17 protein-coding genes are annotated in these 16,577 nt (G+C 44.5%); all 17 read left to right on the top strand.

Going from position 1 to position 16,577, the window contains the following annotated elements; all coding sequences use genetic code 11:
• The first annotated feature begins 18 nt into the window (after positions 1-18).
• The 17 genes from ACX6CI_RS10210 (at position 19) to ACX6CI_RS10130 (ending at position 16,551) form a co-directional block, all read left to right on the top strand.
• Positions 19-588 (top strand): diol dehydratase small subunit, encoded by a 570-nt coding sequence (locus ACX6CI_RS10210; RefSeq protein WP_458778060.1) that lies wholly within the window; start codon positions 19-21, stop codon positions 586-588.
• Between the two features lie 25 nt (positions 589-613).
• Positions 614-2,431, top strand: a complete 1,818-nt coding sequence (locus ACX6CI_RS10205) for a diol dehydratase reactivase subunit alpha (protein ID WP_458778059.1) — start codon at positions 614-616, stop codon at positions 2,429-2,431.
• Complete coding sequence (locus tag ACX6CI_RS10200) at positions 2,421-2,828, top strand: glycerol dehydratase reactivase beta/small subunit family protein (RefSeq protein ID WP_458778058.1); 408 nt, start codon at positions 2,421-2,423, stop codon at positions 2,826-2,828. The genes ACX6CI_RS10205 and ACX6CI_RS10200 overlap by 11 nt, the downstream gene beginning before the upstream one ends.
• A gap of 103 nt (positions 2,829-2,931) precedes the next feature.
• The gene (locus ACX6CI_RS10195) at positions 2,932-3,486 is read left to right on the top strand and encodes a BMC domain-containing protein (protein WP_458778057.1); all 555 of its coding nucleotides are present in this window, start codon (positions 2,932-2,934) and stop codon (positions 3,484-3,486) included.
• An 18-nt stretch (positions 3,487-3,504) separates the two neighbouring features.
• Complete coding sequence (locus ACX6CI_RS10190) at positions 3,505-4,110, top strand: hypothetical protein (protein ID WP_458778056.1); 606 nt, start codon at positions 3,505-3,507, stop codon at positions 4,108-4,110.
• Positions 4,111-4,251: 141 nt separating this feature from the next.
• A complete protein-coding gene (gene eutJ / locus ACX6CI_RS10185; RefSeq protein ID WP_458778055.1) occupies positions 4,252-5,103 on the top strand; it encodes an ethanolamine utilization protein EutJ in 852 nt (283 codons plus the stop codon).
• The gene (locus tag ACX6CI_RS10180) at positions 5,096-5,980 is read left to right on the top strand and encodes a hypothetical protein (RefSeq protein ID WP_458778054.1); all 885 of its coding nucleotides are present in this window, start codon (positions 5,096-5,098) and stop codon (positions 5,978-5,980) included. Before eutJ ends, ACX6CI_RS10180 begins: the two co-directional genes overlap by 8 nt.
• 125 nt (positions 5,981-6,105) lie before the next feature.
• Positions 6,106-6,375, top strand: coding sequence for a EutN/CcmL family microcompartment protein (locus ACX6CI_RS10175; RefSeq protein WP_458778053.1), 270 nt, complete (start codon positions 6,106-6,108; stop codon positions 6,373-6,375).
• 10 nt (positions 6,376-6,385) lie between these two features.
• The gene (locus tag ACX6CI_RS10170; protein ID WP_458778052.1) at positions 6,386-6,949 is read left to right on the top strand and encodes a cob(I)yrinic acid a,c-diamide adenosyltransferase; all 564 of its coding nucleotides are present in this window, start codon (positions 6,386-6,388) and stop codon (positions 6,947-6,949) included.
• Positions 6,933-7,499, top strand: a complete 567-nt coding sequence (locus ACX6CI_RS10165) for a GlcG/HbpS family heme-binding protein (RefSeq protein ID WP_458778051.1) — start codon at positions 6,933-6,935, stop codon at positions 7,497-7,499. Before ACX6CI_RS10170 ends, ACX6CI_RS10165 begins: the two co-directional genes overlap by 17 nt.
• Before the next feature lie 115 nt (positions 7,500-7,614).
• Positions 7,615-9,018 carry an aldehyde dehydrogenase family protein gene (locus tag ACX6CI_RS10160; RefSeq protein WP_458778050.1) on the top strand — a complete coding sequence of 468 codons (1,404 nt, stop codon included), beginning with the start codon at positions 7,615-7,617 and terminating at the stop codon, positions 9,016-9,018.
• Positions 9,019-9,249: 231 nt separating this feature from the next.
• A complete protein-coding gene (locus tag ACX6CI_RS10155) occupies positions 9,250-10,575 on the top strand; it encodes a 4Fe-4S dicluster domain-containing protein (protein WP_458778049.1) in 1,326 nt (441 codons plus the stop codon).
• Between the two features lie 3 nt (positions 10,576-10,578).
• Positions 10,579-11,130 carry a BMC domain-containing protein gene (locus tag ACX6CI_RS10150; RefSeq protein ID WP_458778048.1) on the top strand — a complete coding sequence of 184 codons (552 nt, stop codon included), beginning with the start codon at positions 10,579-10,581 and terminating at the stop codon, positions 11,128-11,130.
• Positions 11,131-11,142: 12 nt separating this feature from the next.
• Positions 11,143-13,332, top strand: coding sequence for a butyrate kinase (locus ACX6CI_RS10145; RefSeq protein WP_458778047.1), 2,190 nt, complete (start codon positions 11,143-11,145; stop codon positions 13,330-13,332).
• Entirely contained in the window at positions 13,329-14,570 is a 1,242-nt protein-coding gene (locus tag ACX6CI_RS10140; RefSeq protein ID WP_458778046.1) for an acetate/propionate family kinase, read from the top strand. Before ACX6CI_RS10145 ends, ACX6CI_RS10140 begins: the two co-directional genes overlap by 4 nt.
• 60 nt (positions 14,571-14,630) lie before the next feature.
• A complete protein-coding gene (gene glpK / locus ACX6CI_RS10135; protein WP_458778045.1) occupies positions 14,631-16,130 on the top strand; it encodes a glycerol kinase GlpK in 1,500 nt (499 codons plus the stop codon).
• Positions 16,131-16,185: 55 nt separating this feature from the next.
• Entirely contained in the window at positions 16,186-16,551 is a 366-nt protein-coding gene (locus tag ACX6CI_RS10130) for a cupin domain-containing protein (protein WP_458778044.1), read from the top strand.
• The last annotated feature ends 26 nt before the right edge of the window (positions 16,552-16,577 follow it).

The following is a 16,577-nucleotide window of genomic DNA, read 5'->3' as shown; positions in this document are numbered from 1 at the left end:
TTTTATAAGGAGACAAAAATGGTTCAATTTTCAAAAGAGCAAATTGCCGAGATCATGAAGGGTGTGGGGCAGGAAGTTTCCCCGCAAGTTTTAGAAAGTGCCGTCAGAAAGGTCTTGTCAAATCTTGAGGGTAACGGATTAAATGCGGCCACAAGCCCAAGTAATAGCGGTGATAAGATTGATGCGTCTTCATATCCACTGGGAGAGAAACGCAAAGATCTGGTGAGATCAGCAACCGGTAAAAGTCTGGATGATATTACCTTAGACAAGGTTGTATCCGGAGAAATTCAGTTTGAAGATATCAAGACCCGTCCGGAAACACTATCATTGCAAACTCAAGTTGCAGATAGTGTTAATCGCCCAAGGCTTGCGGATAATTTACGTAGAGCAGGTGAAATGACACAAATTCCCGATGAGAGAATATTGGAAATGTACAATTTTCTGCGCCCGTATCGTGCTACCAAGCAGGAGCTGCTCAGTATGGCTGACGAGCTGGAAGGAAAGTACGCTGCGGCGACCTGTGCAAAATTTGTACGGGAAGCAGCCACAGTCTATGAGAAGAGCAAGCGCCTCAAAGGCGATCGTTAAATGATGGTCTCGGAGTGATCGGATTATGCTGATAGCTGGGGTAGATATAGGTAACAACTCAACTGAGGTTTCTGTTGCAAGGATTGGGCGGGAGGTTGAGTTTTTATCGAGTTCTCTTGTAAGAACAATAGGTTTGAAAGGCACTCTTAGAAATGCCATGTGTGTGATCGATGCGGTAGATAAAGCTGTATCGGCTATTAACATGGTACGTGCTGATCTGGATCTTATTCTTCTCAACAAGGCAACTCCGGTTATTGGTGATGTTGCTATGGAGACCATCACCGAAACAATCATCACGGAATCTGCGATGATTGGTCATAATCCTTCAACTCCAGGTGGGCTTGGGCTGGGTGTTGGCATAACTGTGGATATTTATGAGGCTGAACGACTGGCCCCGTCCACAGGCTGTATTGTTGTCGTCGATGAGAGTGTCAACTTTAATGCAGCTGCCAGCATGATTAATCAGGCCTTTGCAAATGGTGTGAAAGTCGTTGGGGCGGTGGTCAAAAAAGACGATGGTGTTCTTATTAATAACCGCCTTGACCGTCTTATTCCAATTGTCGATGAGGTTAAGCACATCGACAAGGTGCCCATGGGTATGCCAGCAGCACTTGAAGTGGCACAGGTGGGAAGGTCCATTGAGAAGTTGTCTAATCCGTATGATATAGCGACTCTTTTTGAATTGTCCCCAGAAGAGACCAGGCAGATTACCCCAATCGCCAGAGCCTTGACCGGTAATCGTAGTGGTGTGGTTATTAAAACCCCAAAAGGTGATATCCGTGAACGACGCATTCCAGCAGGGTCTATTACCCTGATTGGTGAGAAGCGTCAGGAACGTGTCAGTATTGAAGATGGTGCTGATGCAATTATGGAAAAGCTGGCACAAATTGCTCCCTTGGTGGAAATTCAGTCTGAATCTGGAACGAATGCCGGGGGGATGTTTGAACGAGTTCGAACTGTTATGGCTGATTTAACCGATCAGCCTGTCAGTCTTATTAATATACAGGATGTGTTAGCCGTTAATACGCTTCAGCCGCAACACGTGCTCGGAGCACTTGCCGGAGAGTTTACAAAAGGATCAGCTGTTGGTCTTGCAGCAATGGTAATGACCCAGAATATCCCAATGCAACGTTTGGCAAAGAAAATAAATGAAGAGATTGCTGTACCCGTTGAGATTGGCGGTGTTGAGGCAGAGATGGCAATCCTTGGGGCGCTAACAACTCCAGGAACAGAAGCACCGTTAGCCGTTCTTGATCTTGGGGGTGGCTCAACAGATGCATCAATTATCCATGTTAATGGCGACGTAAAAAGCATTCATATGGCAGGTGCTGGCGATATGGTGACCATGCTCATCAACACTGAGCTTGGTTTGGACGATATTGAACTCGCTGAAGAAATAAAACGGTATCCCCTTGCAAAGGTTGAAACCCTCTTCCACATTCGCCATGAAAACGGTTCTGTAGAGTTTTTTGATACTCATCTCGATCCGGCACTCTTTGGCAGGGTAGCAATAATGACCGAGACTGGTCCCGTCCCGATATTACACGATCTGCATCTCAATCAGATTGCTAATGTTCGCCGTAAGGCTAAAGAAAAGGTCTTTGTCTGCAATGCTCTGAGGGCACTGGCTCAAGTTGCTCCTAACGGAAATATTCGTCTCATTCACTTTGTGGCCTTGGTGGGGGGATCCGCACTTGATTTTGAAATTCCCGAAATGATATCTGACGCACTTGAGGAGTATGGAGTGGTACTTGGGAAGGGTAATATCAGGGGGTGTGAAGGCCCCCGGAATGCTGTTGCAACTGGTTTGTGCCTTTCAAGAAGGACCTCTTATGTCAAGTAATCCTCTTTTATTTCAAGTTGCGCAAAAACCAAACGTAATGATTGGTTCCATAGGTAATGTCTGTGCTGAGATGATTCAAGCGCTGCAGGAAGGATTGGAAGAAGAAGGTATCCCTTATGAGGTTCAATATCCTGATACTCATTTGGTAAGGGAACAAGAATTTGATTCGTTGAAACAAGCGGTACTGGTAGCAAGAAAACTTGCTGATGCGTCTAGGGTAAATGTAGGACTTGTAGTGAGTAGAGAAGAAAACATAGCCCTGTTACACCATAGAGATTTACCTGTTGAGAAACCTTTAATGTGTCTTTCAGGGGATGAAATAACAGTAGGTAGTTTACAGATACTTGGAAGAAATGCGGCTCGACTTGTTAAAGGGGATCCGTTCATTTTGGATTGATTTGGCCATGTAGATTTAATCAAAAACCGGCAGTTCTTCCGCCCAGTTTTTGACAGTCATAGATGACAAAATTTCGTAAATTAACGAAAGAAAAGGATGAGGAATGAAGAAGGTAAAAAGTATCGGTCTCATTGAAACATTAGGGATTGTCACGGCGATTGAAGCTGCAGATACAGCTCTTAAAGCGGCTAATGTTGAGTGTCTTGGTTATGAGCTTAATAAGGCTGGATATGTCACCATAAAGTTGAGTGGTGATATTGCAGCTGTCCAGGCTGCTGTGAGTTCCGGAGCGGCGACTGCTGAAAGGCTTGGCAACCTGGTTGCGACCCATGTCATTGCACGACCTGATGAGCAATTAGTGAATGTCTTTGTACATTCTGCTGATAACGTACCATCGGTCATTGAACCAGATAGTAGCTCTGATGGTTCTGAGGGAAAAGAAGGCAAATTTACTGAGGTTCAGGCTGTGAAAACAGCTACTCATTCGACTCCCGTGAAACAGAAACCAACCCAAAAGAAGACTACGCCAAAAACTGTTCAGCCTAAAAGTACTCCAGCCAAAACAGCTCCATCTAAAACCTCTGCCGCTAAACCGGTAGAGCCGAAAACAAAGACGCCATCTCCTGGGTCATCAACCGATCCTAAGAAGAAAAAATAATTTGGGGTGAGCGGAGCCGTGGAAAATAAACTCAGAGCATTTGTATTCATAGATCGACTGCAGCCGCAACTCGCTGTTGCATTTGCGGCTGGTTGTAGCGGTTTTTTGCCTATCGGTGGCCAGTCAGCTCTGATTGTTGAAGTTGATCCAGGTATTCTCATTAACCAGGCTATGGATTGTGCTTTAAAATCATCAAACGTTCGGCCTGGGAAATCTTTTGTGGAGCGTCATTTTGGTTTTCTTGAACTTCATGCAGATGCGCAGGCTGATGTTAAATATGCAGGGGATTCCATCTTAAACGGTCTGGGAGTGAGTCGTTCGGATATTCAGCAGCCCAGGGTTGTGAGTTCTCAAATCATTCGAAGGGTTAATCCGTATCATGCTCAGATGGTCAACGTACATCGAAATGCCTCTCTCCTTATGCCGGGAACCGATCTGTTTACAATGGAGTGTGAACCTGCGGCCTATGCCCTCCGGGTTGCAAATGAGATAGAAAAAGATACACCAGTGACACTCATAGACTGTAATGAAATTGGAGCAGTCGGGCGTTTATCCGTTTCAGGTACGAGTTCTCAGGTGGAACGTGCAGCCAAAACTGCAGAGGCTGCGTTGGCATCAGTTTAAAACAGTTGCAGGCGAATCCCGATGAACGGGATAAAGCCATTACGAAATTTATTTAAAAAAGCACAAGATAAGCGAAGACTTTAAATGAATTTCTACGGTACAAAAAATATCTTTTAAGAGTTAACGGTCCGGGAGGATTTTGTGAATTTAGAAGTCACTAATACTTTGATCCGTAAATTTAAAACCAGTCTTTCCCTGCAGGAAATCCCAGATAGTGGGCAAATTTTATATGGAGGGGTAGATCTTGGTACTGCCAATATAGTTACGGCGGTAGTTGATCAGGAGGGTACTCCTGTTGCAGGAATGTTGACTCGCAGCGAACGAAATGTCCGTGACGGTCTTGTCTTTGACTACATGGGTACCATGAACATCCTGCGATCTCAGATCAATGGACTGAAACAAAAAGGTATTGAAATTGCACTTGCATCAGCTGCCTATCCACCTGGCACTGTGGGAAGAAATAGAGATTCTTTTGGTCATATTCTAAACGGTGCGAACCTTGAGGTGGCAAGTCTTATTGATGAGCCGAGTGCAGCAGCCCTTGCTCTTGGAATTGAAGATGGTTGTGTTGTCGATATAGGTGGAGGCACGACGGGAATTTCAATTCTTGAAAAAGGCACCGTTGTCTATACTGGAGATGAACCAACCGGAGGCCACCATCTTGATCTTGTTATCGCTGGACACCTTGGCATAAGTATTGACGAGGCGGAGAAATTGAAAAATGATCCGGAACATCAATCTAGCCTGGCCTCATCAGTGTGGCCTGTATTTCAAAAGATGGGAAGTATCGTCAGGGCTCACATCAAAGATCATACTCCTGATGTTATTTATCTTGTGGGTGGCACAAGCAGTTTTCCTGATGCGGATAAAATGATTGCCCAAGAGACAGGTTTACCTGTGATTCTACCAAGTGATCCTCTTCTTGTAACACCCTTAGGTACAGCACTTCAGGCAGCGAAAACTAGCGCTAATAAGGCGATATCCCATGGTTAATGTAGAAGAAAAATCAGAGGGGATAATGGGGAATGAACAATGGATAGGGGAATTGGTACAACGTGTTCTCTATGCAATTGCTCAGCGTCAGATAACCACGGATGATTATGCTGTGACAGTTTTCACCGGAGCGACTGCAGGGCTCAAAGAAGCCCTTACAGGGCTTGAGAGCCTTATGTTGAGTGGGCTTTCAATGAAAATTGTCCTTAGTGAATCTGCGCGTCATCTATATGGGAATGTCGTTGATGAACGGTTGCTTCCATGGCCGGGCGCTTCCATGATGGAGCCTGGAAACTGGTTCACAGAAATTCAGGCAGCAAAAGGAATACTTGTTCCCATGCTTAGTGTTAATGCACTCTCAAAGGCAAGTGGTCTTATGGCTGATTCCCTCACTGGCAATATTATTCTTCAGGCGCTTTTTATGGGTAAGCCTCTGATAGCCGCAATTGACGGAGCTGCACCAGGTGGTGCTGATCGAAGGGCACTAGGGCTTGATAAGGGTTCTGCCGGACTGCAAAGGGCTGTTGCAGAGAGGCTTATTCAGTTTTCTGATCTTGGAGGAAGTCTTTCCTGGAGTTCTCAACTTGGAATTGTTGGGCAAAGGATTCTTTTAAATGACTATGAAGCTAAGCAAAACGTTCAAAAGACACCTGTTATTTCTTTAGGCGAACAATCTGCTCAGTCGTTGACACCAAAGGTTGTTAAAAATGTTTTCAGAGAAGTTTCCGTCCCTTTACGGGTGAGTGTTGTTGATGCTGCCACGGTGAGAAAAGCAAACAGGGATGGAGTTGCTATCCAGGCAATGGCTGGAGCCGTATTTACACCACTGGCCAAAGAGTTGGCCCAACAATATGGCACCAGGGTTGATGTTTATTAGTGCCTTAGAAATTCACTCGAAGTCTGCACTTATCTGTTGTTTTGATGAGTGAATTTCGTGAAGGTATTTATCCCGTTCATCGGGGCTAGCAACCTGATGTCCACTAGTACATTCGAGGATTAACAATGATTATCGGCAAAGTAATTGGAACCGTTGTTGCCACAAGTAAGCACGAACTGCTGGTAGGTAGCAAAATACTGATCGTTCAGGGAATCACCCCCGCGGGTGTTGCTCTTGATGGTGATTTTTATGTGGCTGTAGATACCGTTGGTGCAGGAGCAGGGGAACAGGTCATCCTTACCATGGGGTCCGGTGCTAGAAAAGCTTGTGAAATTGGGGATGCACCTGTTGATGCAGCAATCATTGGTATTATCGATGAAATTGATGTGAGTTGAGGGAAAACTGATGTCTATCTATACAGGTGGCGGTGATAAAGGATATACGAGTTTGCTTTCAGGCAGCCGCATTCCCAAAAATGATGAATGGGTAGAAGCCTATGGCACCTTGGATGAACTCAGTGCCCAGTTGGGATTTTGTCGTTCTCTACTTGAAAAAGAAGATAGTTCGATCTGTTTAAATACGCTGATCATTGAAATTCAACGGGGATTGTTCAGAGCAGGGATGCAGCTTTCTTCAGTGAAAACATATTGGTCAGAGCTCAAATCTCCAATTACGGCTCTCGATATAAAAGAGCTCGAAGGCTGTATCGATAGACTTGAAAAAATATATGGACTCCCCAGGTTTTTCGTAAGCCCTGGTGAGACAAGCATAGGCGCAGCACTGCATGTAGCACGTACAGTTTGCCGTAGGGCTGAACGACGAATACTTACAGCTGTAGAGGGCGCCTCTGGCTACGAATTTATCTTACAATATATCAACCGGTTGTCTGACTTGTTGTTCTCATTATCTTGGACAATTGAAATTCGGGATCTGGTGAAAAAGGAGCTTGACGATGGAAATTACCGCTAACATAAATAACAATTTATCTCGGGTACTCAGTAATGTTGCACGGAAAAAAGCTGTCTCGATAGCGGTACCAATGGTCATCGCCTTCACTGATGCGCGCGGGGAGCTTGTTCGTTTTGAGCGTATGGACAGAGCCCTACCGGTCAGTACAGATATAGCCGTCAATAAAGCATACACTGCCGCCGCTATTCGTATCCCCACCCATGAAGTTGCAGGCATAGTTCAGACTGGTCAATCATTGTATGGCCTTGAGTTAACCAATCAGGGTCGAATTGTTATTTTTGGTGGCGGTTATCCACTCAAGGTAGCTGGAGATGTTGTTGGTGCCATAGGTATAAGTGGTGGTTCTGTTGAAGAAGACATGAGTGTCGCAGAAGCAGCGGTTACAGCATTTGCTGAGATGCTTGAGATGGCAGCGTCCTTAAAGGATTTGCTTCCTGATACCTTACTTGACTTTGATAGTTTCTATCGGCGTGCTGAATCCATTGATGCCTTAAATGGTTTGAGCGCTGACGTACTGGAGGGTGCATTTTATCTGATGCAAAACAGGTAGTTAAGACTCGTGATTTTTGAAAAAAACATGATAGGTAGTCGAAATTATGGAGTTCTTCCTACTTATCTTGCAGCTATAAACTATATCGACTGTTGGAATGAAGGAGAATCGTAAAATGAGTGTAGATGATAAGGCGTTGGAAAACATGATCACCAGTGTATTTATGGAGATGATGAACACCCAGCAACATGCTGATTGTGGTTCAGGTATCCATGAGACTATAGATCAGGCTGTTGCCGTTGCAAAGGCGGCACAGCCCAGGTTTGTATCGCTTCCTCTTGAAAAAAGAAAGACGATTATTGACGCAATTAAAGCAGTAGCTCTTGCAAGCGCAAAAGAGTGGGCTATTGCTGCGGCTTCAGAGACTGGACTGGGTAGGGCTGAGGATAAAGTTCAGGAAAATATCCTCGCTGCAACCAAAACCCGTGATCTTGATGATCTGGTCCAGAATGCAGTCTCAGGTGATAAGGGACTAACGTTAACCGAATACGCACCATTTGGAGTTATCGGTTCACTCACTCCTGTGACAAATCCTACCGGCACATTAATACACAATACCATCAGTATGATTGCTGGAGGTAATACTGTGGTTTTTAATCCACATCCATCTTCTGTTGGAATCTGTACCACCGTCATTAAGGCTTTTCACAAGGCTATTGTTGATAACGGGGGACCTGAAGGTGTTGTGGGTATGATCAAATCGCCGAATATGGCATCTGCCAAGGATGTAATGTCACATCCTGACATCGATTTTCTTGTGGCAACAGGTGGTAAGGCTGTTGTTACTGCAGTCCTCAGTTCTGGGAAAAAAGCGATTGGTGCAGGAGCTGGTAATCCTCCGGTGCTTGTGGATGAGACAGCATGTATTCGAAATGCGGCAAGAGATATTATCAACGGGCATTCTATCAATAATAATATTTTCTGCATTGCTGAAAAACAAGTGATTGTGGTTGATGAGGTGGCTGATAACCTGATGAAGTTTATGGCAGAGACTGGTAAGGCCGCTATCCTCAATAAAGAACAAGCCCAGAAAATTACTGACCTGGTTGTTAAGGCAGATGGTCATATCAATGGAAAATTTATTGGAAAAGATATCAGCATCATCTTAAAGGCTGCGGGCTTTAATGAACTTGCTGCAAACGAAAATCTTCGCTGTGTTGTGTTTGAAACCGATCGTAATCACCCCTTGGTCTGGCTGGAGCAGATGATGCCGGTTCTACCACTGGTTCGGGTAAAAGATGTGTGGGAAGGTATTGATCTCGCTGTGGAAACTGAACAGGGTAATCGCCATACAGCCATGATGCACTCAGTCAATATTGAGCATCTCACGGCCTTGGCGCGGGCAATTCAAACAACAATCTTTGTGAAAAATGGGCCATCTTACGCTGGTATTGGGCTTAATGGTGAAGGTCATTCAACATTTACCATTGCCGGACCAACCGGCGAAGGCCTTACTTCAGCAAGATCTTTTTGCAGACAGCGGCGTTGTGTATTGATTGATGGTTTTAGGATCATTTAGTGCCCATTCAGAAATGGTCATTTTCTCCTGACTCGTCGTTGCTCTCAAAATTTAATCCTTGTAATATCAGCTATATGCCTGCGGTTAAATTCATCGAGCGCCTCGATTTAGAAGAAAATGCCTCATTTCTGGACGAATCGTATCTAGACTTTTTAATGGATTCTTGGCGCATATTGTCGGTTGTGAGAGCAGCGTAGAAAAGCAAAAGATGCAGAAAAAAGGATTATGTAGATGGAAAATCCAATTGTAGAAAAAACTAGGGCAGCAGGGGTGGTAGGAGGTGGTGGTGCTGGCTTTCCTGCCCATGTTAAAATCAATGCCAAGGCTGATACTGTCTTGATAAATGGCGCATCCTGTGAACCACTGCTCTGTTCAGATGTCTACCTGATGGAAAATAAGCCGGCTGAAGTGATCAAAGGACTTGAGCTGGTAATGGAGTCGGTGGGGGCAGCTAAAGGTATGATCTGCCTGAAGAAGAAACATGAGAAGTGCATCAGTATATTAACTGCGGCTCTTAAAGGCCATAATAGTATTACTGTTTTCCCAATGGATGACTTTTATCCCGGTGGAGATGAGCATGTTACGGTTAACGTGGCGCTTGGGCGAATCGTGCCTGAGGGGGGGATACCCCTTGAGGTAGGTGTTGTTGTAAGTAATGTCGAATCGGTCTTTAATATTACCGCCGCCATGAACGACACCCCAGTGACCTACAGGACACTTAATGTAGCAGGGGAAGTGGCTCAGCCCATAGTAGTACGTGTTCCAGTGGGGATGTTGGTTGCAGATGTTATCCGCATGGCAGGAGGTATGACAGCCCCCAACTGCAAGGTGATTGATGGTGGGCCAATGATGGGCCGGGTTCTGGATGATCCCGAGAGTAGTTATGTAACAAAGACTACCAGTGGACTCATCGTTTTGCCAGATGACCATAATGTGGTGACTGGAAAAACAATAGATATTGTAACCTTGGCTCGTATTTCTAAAGTAGTCTGTTGTAATTGCACCCTGTGTACAGAACTTTGTCCCAGGTACCTGCTTGGGCATAATCTTCATCCTCATCTGATTATGCGGACAATTGATGCGCCGGCAGACCATCCGATTAAAAAAGAAGCTCTACTCTGCTCTGAGTGCGGAATCTGTGAAAAGTGGTCGTGTCCAATGCACATTTCACCCCGAGAGGTAAATGCCTACTTGAAAAAACAGGTGAACGGAACGCCTAAGGAGGTCGCAAAAGGCAAACTAGGTAAACACCCTCAGACAGACTACAGACGGGTTCCGGTTCAACGCCTTATGGGTAAGCTTAATATCCTTCAGTATAATGTCTATCCAAAGCCACAAGAGTTTGGCGAAGTGGTTGAGGTTCAAAAGGTCGGGCTCTATCTGCAGCAGCATATAGGAGCGCCATCCATACCGGTGGTAAAAGTTGGAGATATCGTTCAAAAGGGACAGCTTGTTGCGGATATTCCACCAAAAGCATTAGGGGCTACGCTCCATGCAAGTATTACCGGCAAGGTAGCCAAAATTGATGACAAAATGATTCACTTGGTAAAGGAGTAAGATATGTATAAGTCAATGGGACTTGTGGAATTGAACAGTGTCGCAAGAGGTCTCCAGGCCGCCGACGAAATGGTTAAAGAGGCCAATGTAGAGCTGGTTATAGCGAGGTCTGTCTGTCCTGGTAGATATCTTGTCATGGTAGCCGGTGATACCGGTGCTGTTAAGCGAGCAGTGGAAAAGGGGTGTCTCTTAGCTGGTGAATTCATAGTTGATCACTTTGTTATTTCAAACATTCATCCGGATGTTTTTCCTGCTATCAGTTCTTCAAATATTATTCCAGAAATTAAAGCTTTAGGAATTATTGAGACCTACTCCTCAGCTTCTGCAGTTGTTGCAGCCGATAAGGCCGCAAAGGCCGCTAATGTTTCACTCATTGAAGTTCGGCTCGCAACAGGACTTGCCGGGAAGGCCGTGGTGATTTTAACCGGTCGTGTTGGCTCTGTTGAAGCGGCCGTAGAGGCCGGATCGCATTCACTGCTTGAATCAGGACTGTTGCTCAGTAAGGTTGTCATTTCCTCACCTAATAGTGAGATAAAAAAACATATCCTCATGTAAGGAAATGACATTATGTTTGATTTGGATAAATCAGTAGATAAGCAGCTTGGGGAAATGTTGTCAGAATCTAAGGTGGCAAAACCTGTAATCGTTTTTCCAGAAGCCTCAGATCCTAGAATAATTGCAGCAGCATCTGGCTTACTTGGTGTTGCACGGATTGTACTTCTTGGTGACCGAGAAGAGATTAGGGCACTTTGTGACTATAAAACCGTAGAGTTTTTATGCTCGCGGGAACGATTTTTCAGTAATGTTGTCATTATAGAGCCAAAGGAAAGTCCTCTGGTGCCTGAGCTTGCAGCGGAGTTATGTCAACTCTCTGAGGGACGTAAGTGGCAATACAGTCTTGATGAGGCTTTCGAGAAGGTCCTTCACCCAGTAATTTTTGGAGCCATGCTTGTACGTCAGGGCTATGCCGATGCCAGTCTTGGTGGGGTTGCTTACTCCACCAAGGACTTTCTTGCACCTTGTCTGAGGTTGATCAAATCTGCAGGGACGGCTTTTGAGATGGGGCTATTTGTCCTGCCGGAGGATGCAAATTCTCTTTGGGAACAAAATATTGTTATGTTTGCTGATGTGGCTCTGAATCTACGACCAAGTGCCAAGCAGCTTGCCGATATCGCTATAGAGTCCTGTAAAACCCTCCGAGATATTGTTCCCCATTCAGTACTACCTAATATTAACGGTGCCCTTATTTCTTACTCAACAAAGGGATCAGGACAGGGACCAAGTGTTGAAACAATCAGAGAGGCCGAACCTCTCGTACAGGAAAAACTCTTAGAATTGCAAAAAAGAGATAACGCTTACGAGTCTATCTCAATTACAGCTGAATTACAGATCAGTGTCGCCGTCTCTAAAGATGCTGCAAAGGTGAAACTCAAGGATAAACTCGATGAGTTTAAAGGAGCGGGGGAGGGAAATGTACTCATAGTGCCAACGCTTGATGAGGGGAACATGCTCTATCATCTTTTTAACACACAGTACCCGGGGGCCAAGAGTTCCCTGATAATGGGTGGGATGAACGGACAGGTACTAGACTACTCCAGAGGAAGCAGTGTGACCCAGATTATCAGGGGGGCGAAACTACTGTTACTGACGCGGATGAAGAGTACAAAACCACTTGCCGCAAAAACACCACTTTTCCCAAATCCGAAGGTGTTGACCATCGTTCCTGGTTATCTCAAAACAGAAGTGTCCTTATTTGAAGGAGATCTGCTCCTTTTACGCTCAAATATTGATGCAGGAACATGGGAGACAGATAGCAATGGGCAAAGTGATAGATTGCCAGCTATTTTAAATTATCTTGCCTCCGAAAAGATTAACCTGGGAGATATCGATCTTGTCATCACACCTGGTGGGATGCTTGAGAATGTAGAAGCGGGATGCTATTACGTCAATGAAAAGATGCTGGAAACATTGGAAAAAGATAGTACTGCCAATCACCCCATTAATATTGGGCCATCTCTTGCGTACCGGATAGCATTAAAAGAGAATATCCCCGTTCTTTCATGCGACAGCCCAACGCTAAACCAGATGAGTCCAGAGAATATGATTAGCGGACTTAAGGGTGTTCAGATTACTCCGTTCTGGCATGCGCTGAGTCAAAGGCAGGTTGCGCGAATGTACACAGATTCAGAGAATAGCAGTTATGAGGAAAAGCAGTTGATTATTGCACATATTGATCAGTCTGGTGTCAGCGTTGGTTCCCATCGAAACGGAAAGTGTATTAATGTCAATGACGCTCTTTTCGATGGGCCAATGAGTCTTTCCGGTGTCGGTTCATTATCTACTGAGGCGGTGATTGAACTCTGTTATTCCGGGTATGAAAAATCAAAAATGAAGAGTCTATTTCAATCTTCAGGAGGACTGAGTAGTTACCTGGGCTCTGTAGATTTTGAACAACTGTTGGAGCGCGCTGAAAAAGATGATCAATCATCTATATATATTGATTCATTAGTTACAGGGATCAGTTCAGAGATTTTCAGTCGTTTAGCTGATTTTTCTCCCAATAGACCAGATCAGATTATACTAACAGGCAGCCTCTGTTACTCAGAAGTGTTTGTAGGAAAGCTAATAGAAAAACTAGAAATTCTAGAAGATATTGTCACTGTCTATCCTGGTTCTTTTGATGCTGAAGCGCTCAGAGACGCGGCTTTTCGATTTTATAAAAATATTGAAAAAGTGTCTGTATGGAGTGGGGAATGAAAAAGAGTAAAAAGCCAAAAACAAAAGTGCTGGTTATAAATGCAGGTAGTTCATCTCTGAAATATAAACTCTTTAATATGAGAAATCAGAGTGTCTTGTGTGCTGGTATCGTCGAACGTATTGGTGAGGCTGGATCAATCGTAACTCACACAGTAATTGATGAGAGAGGGAAAGGGAAATCGATAAATATATCGATGGATTTCGAAGACCACACCCAGGCTATCCAATTGGTTTCGGGTTTACTTACTGATAAAGAATCGGCTCTTATAGAAGGGGAGGATGATCTGTATGCCATTGGACATCGGGTAGCCCATGGTGGAGAAATTTTAAAAGAAAACTGTCTGGTTGATGATAGAATACTTGGTAAAATTAATGAGACGGTCCCTCTCGCCCCTCTGCATAATCCTGCAAATATCGCAGGAATAAAAGCGGCGCTAACACTTTTTAAGCATGTACCGTCCATTGCTGTGTTTGATACGCAGTTTTCAAATAGTATCCCACCTTATGCCTATAGATATGCAATACCTGAAAAATTTTACGAAGAGCAAAAGGTAAGGCGATACGGGTTTCACGGTACATCCCATCGTTATGTCTCCCGCGAATTGGCCCGCTTATTACAAAAGAGACCAGAGGAAATTAACAATATTGTCTGCCACTTGGGAAACGGGAGTTCCATGACTGCTGTGAAGGGTGGCGTTTGTATTGATACATCAATGGGGATGACTCCCACAGCCGGCCTTATTATGGGTACCCGTTGTGGAGACATTGATCCTTGTCTCAGTCAATACCTTGTAGAGGCAACTGGCAAGAGTTCAAAAGAGATCTACGATATTTTCAATAAGGATAGTGGGCTTTTGGGTATCTGTGGTACGGGAGATATGCGTGATATACATAAGGCGATACAACTTGGAGATGATAAGGCTGTCCTTGCTTTTGAGATGCTTTCTTACAGTATTAAAAAATATATAGGGGCCTACTATGCGGCTCTTGGAAGAGTTGATGCAATTGTTTTTACGGCAGGAATTGGTGAAAATGATGCCGCATTGAGGGCTTCTTGCCTTGAAAATCTTGAATCTCTTGGCATTCAGCTTGATGAAAAATCGAATCTGTCCCAGGGAAAGTCTGCTAGAAGAATTAGTCATATTGATAGCAGGGTACAGGTTTGGGTTATACCAACTGATGAAGAATTTGAGATAGCTAATGCCTGCTGCACATTAATTGAGAAGAGGGTTGCTTAGGTCACGTACGATCAACTACCGATTTTAAATTGTATATTATCGATCAAAGTGGAGAAAAATATGGGAACGTATATTCTAGCAATAGACCAGGGAACAACGTCGAGTAGAGCAATTGTTTTTAACAGTCAGCTTGAAATAATAGCTGTTGCGCAAGAGGAGTTCACACAATATTTTCCACAATCCGGCTGGGTAGAACACGATGCTGAAGAAATTTGGGATACCACTCTTACTACGTGTAAAAAAGCATTGGCCGATGCTGGACTAAACGCATCTGATATAGCTTCAGTGGGTATAACTAATCAGCGTGAAACAACAATTATTTGGGACCGTGAGACTGGAAAACCTATCCATAAGGCGATTGTATGGCAGGATAGAAGGACTTCCGATTTTAGCACTATGCTTACAGAACAGGGACATGGTGAGATGGTTACCCGTAAAACTGGTCTGATAATTGATGCCTACTTTTCAGGTACTAAAATTAAGTGGCTTCTTGATAATGTAGAGGGAGCAAAAGAAAAAGCTGAGGATGGTAAACTTGCCTTTGGAACTGTGGATAGTTTTTTACTCTGGCGTTTGACTGGAGGTAAGGTCCATGCAACGGATGCAACTAATGCCTCCCGTACCATGCTGTACAACATCCATGAAAATTGTTGGGATAAAGATTTGTTGGAGCTTCTGTCTGTACCAGAATCTCTACTGCCAGAAGTAAAAGATTGTGCTGCAGATTTTGGCAAAACATCTGAAGAACTGTTTGGTTCACCGATACCAATCGGAGGGATTGCTGGTGATCAGCAGGCAGCCCTCGTGGGTCAGGGATGTTTTGAACCAGGCATGATAAAATCCACATATGGCACCGGCTGTTTTGTAGTTCTGAACACTGGAGACCAGGCGGTCTCCTCTAGCAACAGGCTTCTTACCACAATTGGTTACAGGTTAAATGGCAAAACCACCTATGCTCTTGAAGGCTCAATTTTTGTTGCTGGTGCTGCTGTTCAGTGGATGCGTGATGCGATGGGACTTATCGAAGTGGCATCTGAGACGGGTAAACTTGCAAGACAGGCGGATGTTAATCAGGACGTGTATATGGTTCCAGCTTTCGTTGGTTTAGGCGCTCCACATTGGGACGGTGAAGCGAGAGGGGCAATATTTGGAATAACAAGAGCGACTGGCCCTGCCGAACTCTCAAAAGCAGCTCTTGAGTCTGTATGCTTTCAGACCCGTGATCTACTTGAGGCGATGCGTGGTGATTGGCAAAATATGGGTGAGACTGTGCTGCGGGTTGATGGTGGCATGGTAGCATCCAACTATACCATGCAGTTTTTGTCTGACATTCTCAATGCTCCAGTTGACCGTCCGGAAATTCTTGAAACTACAGCCTTGGGAGCAGCCTATCTTGCTGGACTGCAAGCAGGGGTATTTGCATCGCCAGAGGCTTTTGCCAAAACCTGGAAACTCAATAAGAGATTCACCTCAAACCTCTCAGAAGATGTTCGTGCCAGAAAGTATGCAGGTTGGCAGGACGCTATTCGAAGGACGCTCACTAACACAGATGAAATCTAAAATCTGTTAATGAGATGTTTCATTAGCTGTCACGACATATAGGAGAACTACCGATATGGCAAAAAAGATAAATACACCAACAATTATTGAATCTGTGGGTAACAAACCAAAAATAATTGAAGAGTATATTGGTCTCGTCAATTCGCAAAACTCAGATTTGAGCATTGCCCGTATGGTCAGCCCTGGCGGTTGGGTTGAGCCAGGACAGAAGCCAGAGTTTACCGAATATACAGTCGTCTTAAAAGGAATCTTACGAGTAAAAACCGAGTCCGATGAATTTGAGGTATCCGCCGGTGAAGCTATTATTGTCAATGCAAACGAGTGGGTCCAATATAGCACTCCTCATAACGACGGTGCAGAATATATAGCAGTTTGTTTGCCTGCATTTTCTCCTGATACTGTGCATCGAGATGATGACTAAAGGTGACGATAGAACCGCTAATAAAG

This window comes from Desulforhopalus glucosivorans (genome assembly GCF_054397165.1).
Note: the sequence above shows the minus strand (reverse complement) of the source record. Positions and strands in the feature narration are given on the sequence as shown.